The 12255-nt window shown below is 63.9% G+C and carries 6 protein-coding genes; all 6 read right to left on the bottom strand.

The window, feature by feature from the left end:
* Positions 1-29: 29 nt before the first annotated feature.
* The 6 genes from GA615_RS01540 to GA615_RS01565 all read right to left on the bottom strand — a co-directional run bounded on the left by GA615_RS01540 (position 30) and on the right by GA615_RS01565 (position 12255).
* Positions 30-2714, bottom strand: a complete 2685-nt coding sequence (locus tag GA615_RS01540) for an NPCBM/NEW2 domain-containing protein (protein ID WP_152049486.1) — start codon at positions 2712-2714, stop codon at positions 30-32.
* A 92-nt stretch (positions 2715-2806) separates the two neighbouring features.
* Entirely contained in the window at positions 2807-3319 is a 513-nt protein-coding gene (locus GA615_RS01545) for a hypothetical protein (RefSeq protein WP_152049487.1), read from the bottom strand.
* A gap of 66 nt (positions 3320-3385) precedes the next feature.
* On the bottom strand, positions 3386-5311 hold the full coding sequence (locus GA615_RS01550; protein WP_152049488.1) for a DUF4175 family protein: 1926 nt from the start codon (positions 5309-5311) through the stop codon (positions 3386-3388).
* The gene (locus GA615_RS27740) at positions 5298-7541 is read right to left on the bottom strand and encodes a hypothetical protein (protein ID WP_201750076.1); all 2244 of its coding nucleotides are present in this window, start codon (positions 7539-7541) and stop codon (positions 5298-5300) included. Before GA615_RS27740 ends, GA615_RS01550 begins: the two co-directional genes overlap by 14 nt.
* 45 nt (positions 7542-7586) lie before the next feature.
* Entirely contained in the window at positions 7587-10037 is a 2451-nt protein-coding gene (locus GA615_RS01560) for a VWA domain-containing protein (protein WP_152049489.1), read from the bottom strand.
* Between the two features lie 43 nt (positions 10038-10080).
* Positions 10081-12255, bottom strand: a complete 2175-nt coding sequence (locus GA615_RS01565; protein WP_152049490.1) for a BatA domain-containing protein — start codon at positions 12253-12255, stop codon at positions 10081-10083.

The raw sequence follows: 12255 nt of genomic DNA on the forward strand, positions 1-12255 counted from the left end.
TGCGAGTGTGTTGTGGCCGAAGGGGCTCGTTATTCGTCTAGAGGATCGCGGATCAGGCGAGCATTGGCCCAGATCAGGCGGTCGCCGGTATCCTGATCGGAGCCGTAGTCAACCACGAGCCGAAGCGTCTGTGCACCCGCAATGGGCAGGCGAAGCGGCGTGGCCGGGGCATCGGCTCGAAGGTCGGTCGCGGCGAAGATCTCCTCCTCGTCGGCAAACACCCGGCAATCCACCCGCCCGAGGTCGCTCGCCTCGTCGTCGAAGCCGACCAGGGCCTCGAACGTCTCGAAGCGTCCGTTCAGGTCGTAGGTCAGCGCGCAGTAGGAGTGAACGGCGATCCCTCGTTCGAAGGTTTGGCCATCGATTCGCAGCGGTCCCCCGCTGAGCGAGGTGTCTCGGCTCCAGGGAACCAGACGCCCAAAATAGGAGACTTGCTCGACCTGAGAGGGTTCGAGGTCGGAGAGGTACGTCATCCGAGTCCCTCGGAACCGGACCGATTGCACGTCCGAGGCGGGGACCTTGAGTGTCGCTCCCCAGACCGTTTCGAGCGTCCAGGTCGTCTCGTCGATCGCTCGGCAGAAGCCGGAGATGGTCTGGTTGTCGGTCAGTGACACGCGCGCGATCGGCTCGTCAAGCTCGGGTTCGCCTGGCGACGGGCCTTCGGCAAACACGATGCCCTCCACCAACCGGAGGGGAACGGTGCGGTGTTGCTCCTGGTAGAGCATCCGAAGGCGGTCTCCCTCCATTCCTTCCAGAATCCCGGCCACGGGCACGAGTTCACCGGCTCGGGTGCGGGCGAGCAGCACGTCTTCGGCGCCTCGGGCTTCGAGGCGATCCGAAAACTCGTCCGCCGCCTCGATCCGGTCGAACGTCTCGACGCGAACCCCTCGGAGCCGGGCAAACGGGATCAAGATCGCCTCGTGGTCGGTCCAAACCGGTAAAAGGGTCAGTGATTCCTCATTCATTGCGTCGAGTGTACCGGAAAGTTCCTGGCCATCGTCAAGGAAGAGTCGCACCTCGAACCCCGACGAGGAGGCTGGCTGATCGGCTTCGAAGGCCCGCTCCGGGGCGGTGCTTTGATCAGCTTGCACTGACAGGGACGCAGCGTTCTGATCCGCATAGGTGAGGTTGATCTGGAACGTCTTTTCCTTGCAGTCACCGGCCGGAGGTTCGAGGAACAGATCGGCGCGAGGACGATCGCCCGAGCGTCGCAGGACAAGCGGCCAGTCGGTGGATCCGCTGGTGTCGAGGCGCCAACGGGTCTCGCCCTCGTCGGTTTGGCACGAGACGACGACCTGGGTGAGCTTGGCGGTTCGAAGACCGGAAAGATTGATGCGAAGATCACGGATGCCGTTCGGTTCCGGTTCCGCCCGAGGCGTCTGGGAAGCCCTTGCGGACGAGGCCGTTCGTGTGGTCGTCGGAACCACCGTTCCCGGCGGGGGTGGCGGTTGATCGGCCTCCGGAGCTCCTTCTTCGGTAGCGTCCTCCGGACGGTTCGGTTCGTCTTCCCTTGCCTTCGACGGATGCGGGCCGGTCACATCCACATTCGGTTGACCAAGAAAATGACCCGACAACGAGACAGTACGCTCGAATCGAATGACGTCGATCTCATTGAGGGGGATGATTGCCTTCGGCTCGGGAGGCGCAGCATCGTCGTTCGCGGGTTCATGCGATGTGGCAGGGGAGTCTTCAGGGGCTGGCACGGCAGAATCGGCATGGTCAGCCGGCGCCGCGGCGATCGTCCCATTGAGCACTCCCTCTACCACGATGGGAGCGTCCCCGCCAATGACCACGTTCTCCTGCACGATCACCCGTGCTCTTTGAACCAGACGCTCCCCCTCGATGGTTTGCATCTCGGCGGTTGGCGACGATGATTTCGATGCGTCAGCAACCTGCGAAGGGTGTGCGGGGCCGACCAGCAGTGAGCCATCCTTCAGCCCGATCGGCTCACCGTAGACGACCTGGCCGTCGATGGTCCGCACGGCCGTGCCGAGTCCTCGAAGCTGGTCGGCATGAAGCGTGACGGATTTGATCATCACATCGACATCTTCGGCGCCGTTGCGGTTCAGGGCAAACACCTTCACGCCGATCAGATCGCTGGTGCCGAAGGTCATCTGTCCGAGGTCGCGAGGCGTGTCGGACGCGGCATCGAGCACTCGATAGCGCAGGGTCGATCCGTCGCGCTGAAGCATCAAGGAGAAGGTCTTACCCTCGGCCGGGTAGGTGGGGCGGGGGGGCTTTGCGTCGCGGGCGGCCGGATTGATGCCAGGGGCAACCATCCGCATCTGGCTTGGCCGTTGCGGGAGGTTCCTGGGCTGATTGACCAGGCGATACCGGGCCGAACCATCGGGCTCGGTCACGCGGACCAGGGTGGCGTCGGGCTGATCAAGGCTCTGCGAGGCGACGGAAATCCCGACCGCCACGCCGTCCTCCTGCTCGGGGGTCGGCAGCGATTGCACCACAATTTCGACACGGATGGTGACATTGCCACCGATTCGAAGGGTTGTGGGCGACTTCCAGCCGGTTTCCTCGGTTCCCGGTTTGAGACGAAGTCGAAGGCCCTCGGGCTCAATTGTCACGGCCTCTTCCAGGCCGTAACGTTCCGGGGCGAGCGTCTCCGGGGCGATCGCATCGCCTTCGAACGATCGAGAGTAGTCGTCGAAGGGACCGGCAATCAGACCGGCCCCCGTTACGAGAATCGCCGTGAGCCACATGAGTAGAACATCCTCGGTCGTCAGCCCCGACGTTTCAGGGATCGAGGTTCAATCATTCCAAAACAAACGTGTGTGGACGAGCAAAAGCTCGTTTATGGTGTGTTGGGTGATCCCTCGGTTGGCGCGGTTGTGGGGGTGGATTCCGTGGTGGTTTCTTCGGCAAGACGCCGGTAGTAGCGTTCCAGCACGGTGCGGTATTCGGGGGGGAACCCCTCGGACATTGACTGGAGGATGCGATCACGCTCTCGGGCGGAGAGATTCGCCCAGTCTTTCTGGCTGGCGTTCGGGTCGGTCTGGTCACCGATGCCGCCAGTCCCCTTGCCGATTGTCGAATCGGCCAGGGGGTTGGTCGGGTTGTTCCTTCGCATGCCGTTCTGACAGGCGGCACACTCTTTTTCCAGTTCAGCAATGAGTTTATCCAGATCTTGGAGAATGCCTTGCTGTCGATTCTGAACCGGCTCGCCGGTCTGAGTCTCCTCCAGGTCTCGAACGACCCGGCCCATCTTGACGGCAATCCCGGTAATCGGAGCCTGAGCGTTGGAATCGTTGCCGGCCAGGCCGACCACACAGGCCACGCTGAGCAGACGAGTGACGAGTCGCATCATTGAAGACCTCGAAACGAAGGAAATCGCGGATTCAGCCTCGGCACGACAACCGATTGTTCCGATCGATCAGAGATCGACCTGGCCGCCAAGACCGGGAGGTTCCAGTTGTCGACCGATCTTGGAGAGGGATTCGCGGATCTCGTCCTGATTGTTGCGAAGGGCGTCAATCTCGCGGCGAAGTTCGGCCGAAAGGGGAGAATCTTCGGGCCGCGTTTCATCCACGATTACGGTTTCATCATTCAATCGTGTTTGAAGCATGCGGATCATTTTGAGCTCCGCCACCAGGCGATTCAGCTCGCGTTCCCGATCACGAGGCTCGCTGGGCAATGGAGTGCCGGGGGGAGGCGGGGTCGAAGGTGGCAGGCGTCGCATGGCCTGGATGAGGCCGAGCAGGTCTTCCTCGATTCTGCGTTCCAGGTCGATCGTGGATTGAGTGGCGTCACCCGCCTTGAGCAACGCCTCGACCGCCAGCATCTCGCGTCCCAGAACCCGCAGCGAGGTCGGCAAGGCAATGCCGAACTCGGTGATCTCAACCAGGTCTGTCAATTGCTCGATACGGGCTGCCAGTTCGGATTCGCTTTTGGCCAGCCCGGCCAGAGCAATGAGCGCTGTGCGTGACTGCTCTGCGGCCCTGGGAGCCTGGGCCTCGGTCGATTCCCGAATGGCGACCTGGGCTTCGTACATTTCAGTCAAATCGGCAATGATTTGCGCCTGCAATTCGGTGCGCAATTCGACGAGCAATTCTTCCAGGGCTCCGGCCAATGTCTCGCGCGATTCCAGCAACTTTTTCAGGGCATCGAGCTGATCGGTGGCCGCAGGTTCGGGCTCGGTCTGGGCGAGGTTCCCCTCGGCGTCTCGCATCGAGCCGCTGGCGTCGATCAGATTTTTCTGAAGCGCGATCCCGGCGTCTCCCAGCCGAGATGAAACGCGGGAAAGGGCGTCAGTCGCATCTCGGTTGCGGTTCTGATCGCGTTCAAACTGGCGGAACTGATCCTCGGAGATGGCGGCCTCCGCCTCGGCGATTCGCTCATCGAGCCGATCGCGTTCCTTGAGAAACAGGTCGAGCGCCTGCTGGCCAGCGTCGAGGGCCGGATCGAGTTTGCCGGTTTCCAGATGGGTGGTCGTATCGTCCACGTGAGGGATCGCTTGCTTGATCCAGGCAGGCTCACGATCGGCAACGAGGGGATCGGCTGCCAGGGCACCCGCCGCCTCTCGGACACCGGCCTCTCCCGCGATGGCGCTGGCGACCGCCTTGCCTCGATCCTCGGGAGTGGAGGCTTCCTTGCCCGAGTTGGTTGTCTCAATGACGTCTTGTTGATTGCGGATGATCGATTCCAGGTCGTCCCGGAGCGAGCGGAGACGACTGGCCTCGGCCTGGGTTTCGATCGCCTCGCGCGACCAGGCCAGCTCGCGCTGCTCTTCCTTGATGATCCGCTCCAGCTGCGCGAGGGTCTCACGGAGCTGGCGAAGCCGGGCGAGCTTCAGTTCAAAATCGAGATCCTCGGCGAGCAAGACATTGCGAAGATGTTCGAGTTTTGCCAGAAGCTGACGGACTTCCGTCTCCGCCTTGCTGAGCTGGGCCTCCTCAAGCAACGCCTGCGTATCGCGCATTTGCTGGAGAATCAGCTCCTCGCGTGAGAACTTGAGCGCCAACCGCAGACGCGAGGCGTTCTCGGGTTCGAGGTTCAGCAGCGCCTCGGAGAGCCGGAACATGCGCTCCTCCAGTTCGGCCATCTGCGCGGCCACATTCTCCTGGGTAAAGCCGATCCGGCCGCGATCACGAGCCAGGGGGCTGGGGTCCACGGTGCTCGAAGGGGACGAGGTCGGGGTGGAAGCGTCCGGCTTGGCTTGGGTCGAGGGTTTCGACGCGGGAGGGTCGAAGATGTCGTCGATGCCGTCCTGAGCGACGGCAGCACGCGAAGGCGCCATCGAGGCCAGGAGGACGAGGAGCATCAGCGGCAACCGCCAGAGGCACTGGCTAGGGAAGCTCATCAAAAACCTCCTCGGTCCGGGAATCCCGGACTTGCTCGGTGGCTTCGAGAATGGATTGTTGCATCTTAATCACTTCGGCCACCTGATTCACGACATCGACAAAACTTTCCCACTGAGACATCTGTTCGAGAATGGTGTTCATCTGTGCGACAATCGTCTCGTGCAAGGCTCGGGCGGTGTCCGCATCGGCTCCCTCGCGGGGAGTGCCACCGCCGAGCGTTTGCAACACGTCGCGCAGGTCGGTCATCGGTCCCGCGCTGAGCGAGCGAATGGGGGTGATGACCCCGTCCTGAAGTAATCGGTGCGACTTGACCGAACCGATCTGGTTCAGTTGCATTTCTACGAGCGTATCGGCAATGCGTCCGCCGATCTGTTCGAGCTGCCTCGTCTGGGTCACGATCACCCGAAGGGCTCCAAGATACGCGTCACGATCCGGGGTTTCCGCCAGGGATTCACGTTGACTGGTCACCGCCTCCAGGGCTGTCACGAACTTCGCCCGTTCGGCTCGCTGACGGATCAGAATTTCGTAAAACAATTCCTCGTGCGAGACGACCTGGAACCGGAGCGCTCCCGACTGCCCGCGCTGGGCGCCTCGGGTTGAGGTATCCTCGGCCTCTGCGATCATCACGAAGGTTGTTCCCAGGGCCGGCGGCTGGGCGAGCAGATCCACATCGTGCCTTGCCTGATGGTCGAGGACGGCGCGATCATCGCCGGAAGGAATCGCGATCGGAACGGTCTGCCGATCGGGACGATCTGCCTCGGGTGCCTCCTGCTCGCCCGCCTGAGCCGGGGCGATCCGATCGATCTGAAGCCGTACCGATGCCAGTCCCAGGTCGTCGGTGGCTGCCAGGCTGAGGGGAATCGTTGCCACTGGGGTGACTCGCGATCCCACGCCCAGGGCTCTCAACGTCACTCGAGGTTCTCGGTCGCGGAGCAGGGCGATCGAGAGAAACGCTGGTCGGGATTCGAGGCCCGTCGGCTCGGAGGTGAGTCGGAGTTCCAGCGTCGTCGCCTCCTCCAGTGTCCAACGGGTTGCGAAGGACCGCTTGTCAATCCGATCGGGGGAAGGAACCGCGCCGGGCTGGGCGTCGAGCCTCAGGTCGGCGAGGGGTTCCGACCCGGTCAGGGTCAACTCGATCTCGGTGTCGGGGAGAAAGGTCAAGAGCTGCCGCGGATTTTCAATGGTGCGGAAGGTGTTGCTCGGTGTGCCCGGCTCTCGCACCCGCAGGCGAATGGACGCGAGGTTGGGACGATCGACCCGCTCAATGGCGATCGGTCCCAGCCAGTCGTCCCCGCCTCGCAGGTCGAAGCGAGACGATTCATCCGATGCGGGGATCTCGAAGCGAAACCGCGATGGTTCCACCGCGGTCATCACACCGTCGCGTCGGCCCCTTCCATTGGTCCACTCGCGAATGCTCACGCGATCGGGTGATTGGGGCGATTGCGGAACCGATCGAAGAAGCAAGGGCTCTCCACGCCCCGAAACGTGCCATCGGTCCCCGACCTCGACCATCTCGGGCAGGTCCGATCGGACCTCGATCACAAACGGCTCGTCTCTCGGAGCGATCAGCCGGTTCCCATCACCGAGGCCGACGACACTCAGGTACGTCTGCTGGGGCCATCGCTCCGACGACCCGAACAGCCAGCGATCAACGCTCAACCGTGCCGCGCTGGGAGCAACCAGTGCAAAGGCGAGGGGCACCAGCACACAGCCCACCAGTCCGGCAAGGCGCGAGGCGGTTCGCCTGCGATTCCAGAGCAAATGCCAGTCGGAATCGCTCAGTGCTTCGCAGGCTCGCCGCACCGCCAGGCGGACCATTGCCGGCGAGGCCGACTCGGAAGGATCGCCCAGCAAGCCGGGAAGTTGAAGCACGTCGGCCACGCGCTGCCCGGTTCCGGGGCGGAAGCGATCGACGGTCATCGCCAGGGCCAGGTCGTCGAGCCGGCTGGCCTGCCAACGATGCCAGATTCGCCAACCGATCGCGAGCAGCACCAGCGGGCCGATGATCCCCAGGAGAACGAGCCGGGTGCTTGTGCCGATTCGCCATTGCCAGTCGAGCAGGACGAGCAAGGTCGCCACGCCCGTCAGGATCAGGGCTGCCTCGACGAGCGATTCCAGTGCAGACTGCAAGGTCAGCCGCCGTCGAAGCCGGGCCAGCCGATCGCGGAGCCGCTGCTGCTCCTGGCCCAGCGATTCGAGATCGGGAAGCTCTTCAGTCGCGATCGTCACGATGAGGCGTCCTTCGGGGGCAGAGGGAAGATCGGGAGAATCCCATTAGACCATGCGAACCAGTTTGCGAATGATCCATTCGCTCGTCAGGGCGATCATGAGCAGCGCGGCCAGCAGCGGGGCGTTCCAGAGTTCCTGGCGAGCTTCGAGAGTCCGCGTCACCTCTCGCATTGAAATAAGCTCATCCAGGCGTTCGATGTCGGTGAGTTCGAGTACCTGACCGCCGGTCAGGCGGGCCAGATCGTCGAGCAAGGGGCGGTTGAGGCTCGGTTCATCGACTTCTCGACGCGGGGGATCGACCCGAAAGGTCGTGGTCGAAACCCGAACGCCGGCCCCCGGATCCCCCGTCGTTGCCGGGACGATCCGAAGCGTGTAAGCCCCGGCCGGATCGGCCGGGAAGGAGGCGGCCAGGGCGGCCGGATCGCTCGGGTCGCGTTCGAAGCGAATCGGCTCAGAAGGTTCACCGGCCCGCTCCAGTTCGGCGATCAGGTCGGACCCCTCGGCAATCGCCGATTCATCGGTGAACCGGACTTGCACGGCCACCGTTTCGCCCACGCGGTAGCTCTCCTTGCCCAGGACCACCTGAAACGGGAAGCGGCCCCCAAGGGCCTTGTTCCGTCCGACCCGGTCGATCAATCGGGCCCAGAACCCATCGAAATAATCTTCCGAGAGATAACGCCACCGATAGGTGCTGTCGAATCCGAGGAACACCGTCCTTCCCGGCCCATACAGTTGCGAGGCGAGCAGGACATGCCGACCGTACTGGTTCTGCATCCTCGGGTCGCCGTGCCGCGCGAGAACGGTTGCTCCGGGGCGGGCTCGGGTGACAGGGAAGCTCCAGTACATCCCCGGCAGACTGCTGAGAATGGCTCGGTTGCGGATCGGGTCAGGGTGGAAGGCAAAGATCGGATCGGCTCGTCCTTCATTGGTGAGATCGAGGACATACGTCCTCGCCGAGCTGAGCCGAACCTCGGCTTCGGTCCGATACAAGCCCGGATCACGAACAACCGGCAGAATGCGCGTCCACGACTCGCCGGGCACCACGCCTGCGTCCTCGTCGAACAGTTGCTGGGAATACAATTCACCCGCCACGAAGATGAGGCCGCCGGCATCGTTGCCCACGAAGTCGACGATCATCTGCTCCCACTCGGGGCCGAGCGCTTTCATATCAGGATCGACAAGCACCAGGGCGTCATACTTCGACAACTCCTCCCGCGAATTCGGGAGGCGAAGGATTGGCCGGTCACCGACCTGGCGATAGCCCGGATCGGCGTGCTGAAGCCAGGCTACGAACTCAACCTGAGCGTCGCGTTGCATCGCATTGCGCAGGAACTGGATCTCCGGCGACGGCCCGCCGGCAATCAGCAAGACGCGAATCTGTTGCCGGACCACTCGAACGGCCGCGGCCGCGGTGTTGTCGTCGAGGGTCAGCTCCGGCCCGGCGTCCTTGATGCGAGCGCGAAACTCATACGAGCCGACTACATTTGGAGTAATCTGGAAGAGTTCCCGTGTCAACTGGCCGTCCTCGCCGAGCGCAACCCGACGTTCCTCAACCGCCTCCCACTCCCCTTGATTCATCCGGCGTTCGAGCGTGAGCGTGGCCTCGGCATCCTGCAATCCGCTGGCATCCACCACGGCGGCCAGGGTCATCGGGTCTCGGACGAAGGCGACGGGGCTGACCTCCAGGTCGGCCAGGCGAACGTTCCTCGGGCCTTCCTCCGATCCGGCTGCCACGGCAAAAATGGGAATCCCTTGATTCGCTGCCGCCTCGGCCACGCGAACGGGGTCTTCGCCCGCATTGGATCGGCCATCGCTGATGAGGACCACCCCCGCAACCGGCCGTCCCCGGTAGCGTGTCAGGACGCCCCGCAACGCATCACCAAGCGGAGAAATTGCACGATCGGCCTCGATCGCATCCAGCGAGTCCGGCCGATCCGGTGACGAGGCCGCCGCCTGGCCGGCCGACTCCAGGGTGTCGAGCGATACCGAACGACCCTCGCCCAGCCGATCCAGATGAGGAGCCAACGCCCTGCGCACGAGGTCGATACGAGGCGTTTCCCGAAGTCGATCGGCCGGCGCCTTGCCTCCTTCCGAGGTGATCCCGAGCAACGTTGCGACCGACGATGCCCGTGCCTCATCCGAGTACGGATCAGAAAAGCGCATGCTTTCTGAATGATCCACAATCATCAAGAGATGCGAGGGAATGGTCTCGCGGCGGCTGGTGATCAGAACCGGTTCGGTGAGCATGGCCACGACCGCCAGCAAGGCCACCGTGCGCAGGCCAACGATCACGGCTCGCCGGGATCGGCTCAGATCGCTGCGTTCCCGTCGGGCCAGGAACCAGATTGCCACCATGATTCCCGGCAGCACCAGCGCCAGGAACAGGAGGCTCCCGCCTCCCGGCAGGGCCGAAAGCTCCAGCCGAGCCTCGCCGACCATCTCGGCCCCCGGCGACGGTTCGATGCCCAGCATGTGCTGCCAGAGACTGCGGTTCATGACGGATTCGTGTCGAGAGGAATGGTTTTGACTCAAACGCGTGTTAGCGCGATCGGCCGATCCAGGCGGTCAGCATCGGCTCGGCAATCATCAAGGCCAGCAATCCCCAGGCGAGGGCTCGCCAGAGTTCCCGTCCCGTCGGAGCCAGGAGAGCGTCGGTTCCACTTCGAGCCGAGGCAAGCTCCACCTCCAGCGGGCTGAGCAGTTGCGTCAGTTCGTCGCGGCCGATCCGGTCGAGTTCGCTCTCGATCGGGTCGGGGTTTGCGGCCGAGAGATCACTCTGAGCACCAAGTGGCCCCTCGCTCCAGGTGATGCGGTACAGGCCGGCGCGGCGGGTGTCGAGAACATCAATGGCAAGGGATGTGCTGGGGCTCTCGTCCGCCGATGCGTTGATCGGGACGGCGTTCAGTACCCGGGGCTCGGCATCATTGGGTGGGAACAGGCGAATGTCGCTGAGCGACTGGCTCGACTCGACCACGTTCCGGATCGGTTCGCCGGCCGTGACGATCTTCGCCAGCGGGGTGGCCCGCGCGGTTCCTCGGACGGCTTCTCGAATCGCAAGGACAAAGCTCGGCTCGACCGGCCAGTCGTTACCGTCGCGGTCGGCCGTGGTGGTCCAGAGCAAGACCCGCCCCTCGCCAACGATCCGCTCGATCACCGCCGGCGATCGCTCGGGATCGTTCCAACGAGCGAGAACTCGAACGTCACCCTCGGAATCCTCCGCCGATTCCTCGACCGTCATGATTTGCCGCGCTGCCACCCGCTCCAGGGCCGAGGGCCGAAGCTCCAGCAATGCTTCCAGCGGAGACGGTCGCACGGGCTCGATGATGACCCCGCGAATCTCCTGATCGACCATGGCCCGCATCCGAGCGGGTAGCAGGCGGGCCTCGTCGCGATCGAGCAGATCATGATACGAGCCAACGTCCATCCGAGCGCCCGCAAAGATCATCAGGCCCATGCCGTCCCGCACCAAGCGGATCAGCCGGTCGGCCTGCTCGGGAGTCGGTGCGGCGACATTGGCAAGAATGAGGACATCAGGAAGTTCTAGCCGGTTCGACAGAAAATCGTCCTCCTGTACCACCTCAACCCGCCAGGCGTCCGCGTCTCCCACGCCGATCGAAAGCGGAGCGGCCAGGTAATCGACCTCGCCTCCAAACGGTTCCGAGGACGGCTCGCCGTCGACCAGACGGATGCGAAGCGCTTCCTTCACCTCCACCGCGGCCCAGCGGCGGTTGTCGCCGGGCATGGAGTCCTCGGGCAGCTCGATGGCCAGGTCGTGCGGGCCGGGGCCGGGGAATCGGACGGTGATCGGCACGCGGGCGACCGAATTCGGGGCGATCTCCGGCAAGGGGAACTCGGTCGGGGCGTCATCGACGCGGAGGATCGCCGAGACTCCCGCGATGGTTCGCGGTGAATCGTTCCGGATCGTCGCCTCCCATCGGCTCTCGGCATCGGCCAGGATCGTCCGGTCCATCGGTTCCAGGGCCTCCACCGCGAGGTTCCCCGCACGATCGCCGTCGTCTCCGACGTCCACGATCCGGACAACGAGCCCGCGCTCCTGCCACGCTCGGGCGATCGGCCCGACCCCCTCGTCCCAGCCCGATCGACGTAAATCCGTAATGATCGTCAGTTGCTGCGTCGGGAACGTGCACGATTCCAGGACTCCGTTCAGACCTTCGAACACGGCGGGCCAGGCCGTGTGCGTCTCGGTCGGGCTGAGGCCCAGGGCGGCGTTCGCCAGTTCGTCCTGACGACTGCCTTCCACTTCGAGCAGGACCGGAACCCCCGGCATCGAGGTCGTCACCAGCGAGCAGCGGTCCTGCGGCCTTGCCTGGGAGAGCAGGGCCGCGGCGACCTCTCGGGCCTGTTGAAACGCCGGAGGGCCTTCGCCGACGTATCCCATGCTCAAGGAATCATCCACCAGCACGATCCGGCTCGTCCGGCTTCCCGGCCCGGCCCAGCCTTCCAGGCCGGTCGGGTCGAGGATCGGCCGCGCGAGCATGAGAAAAAGAAGAATTGGCAACGCTATGCGCAAAAGCAAAAGCAGCCACTGTTCGATCTGGAGCCGACGCCGGTTGCGGCGTACCGTCAGCTTCAGCAGGCGCATCGGTGCCCAATCCACACGGCGGAACCGGCGGCGGTTCAAGAGGTGGATGATGAGCGGGACCGCGCCCAGCAAGGTTCCCCAAAGGAGCAGGGGGGTGAGGAAGGTCATCAT

It is taken from the genome of Tautonia marina, from assembly GCF_009177065.1.
In the GTDB taxonomy this organism is placed as follows: domain Bacteria; phylum Planctomycetota; class Planctomycetia; order Isosphaerales; family Isosphaeraceae; genus Tautonia; species Tautonia marina.

Excerpts from the sequence above, each read along its gene's own strand:
- GA615_RS01540 (WP_152049486.1), bottom strand. The coding sequence starts at position 2,714 with ATGTGGCTCACGGCGATTCTCGTAACGGGGGCCGGTCTGATTGCCGGT.
- GA615_RS01545 (WP_152049487.1), bottom strand. The coding sequence starts at position 3,319 with ATGATGCGACTCGTCACTCGTCTGCTCAGCGTGGCCTGTGTGGTCGGC.
- GA615_RS01550 (WP_152049488.1), bottom strand. The coding sequence starts at position 5,311 with ATGAGCTTCCCTAGCCAGTGCCTCTGGCGGTTGCCGCTGATGCTCCTC.
- GA615_RS01560 (WP_152049489.1), bottom strand. The coding sequence starts at position 10,037 with ATGAACCGCAGTCTCTGGCAGCACATGCTGGGCATCGAACCGTCGCCG.
- GA615_RS01565 (WP_152049490.1), bottom strand. The coding sequence starts at position 12,255 with ATGATGACCTTCCTCACCCCCCTGCTCCTTTGGGGAACCTTGCTGGGC.